The sequence below is a fragment of the Vibrio sp. 1288 genome (assembly GCF_033344475.1).
Map to the genome: position 1 here is coordinate 1 of NZ_JAWPOX010000925.1, position 565 is coordinate 565.

A 565-nucleotide genomic window follows, 5' to 3' on the forward strand; every position below is an offset into this window, starting at 1 on the left:
GTAAATTAACAGGATAGGAAAAATCGATAGGAAATAAAGCAGAGAGATTGAACGTCCCGCTTTTGCGCCAAAGTGCTCTTCAACCACATCGGTAAAGTCGGCATTTTTGATCTTAGAAGACAATACAAAGCGCGCTAAACCGCGGTGGGCGAGGTAAGTCATTGGAAATGCCAAAAACGCCATTGCGACTAGTGGCCAAAATCCACCGATGCCTAAGTTGATTGGCAGAAACAAAACACCGGCACCAACGGCGGTCCCGAATAGGCTAAGTACCCAATGTGTGTCATGTTTTGACCAAGAGGTTGTTGTGTTTAATTCACTAGAATTTAACGTATTTCGAGATTCTTTCACTTAAGACTCGCCTTTATAAAAATAATAATGTGGCGGATGGTATCTGTTTTAGTGATTGTTATCACATCAACTATGTGGTGAATCGTGCTGATAAAAAGACAATTTTGTAAATTATCAAACTATGAATATTTTTAAAAACTAGATTTATATTCTGAATTTTAATGTATGAATTGAAGTTATTTACCAAATTTTCAATATTTTTTGGTTTTAGATT

At 36.5% G+C, this 565-nt stretch carries 1 protein-coding gene; it reads right to left on the bottom strand.

Features of this window, described 5'->3' with window-relative positions; translation table 11 throughout:
* A partial coding sequence (locus R8O11_RS30125; RefSeq protein ID WP_318195248.1) for an aromatic amino acid transport family protein occupies positions 1-351 on the bottom strand: 351 nt, incomplete at its 3' end.
* Between the last annotated feature and the right edge of the window lie 214 nt (positions 352-565).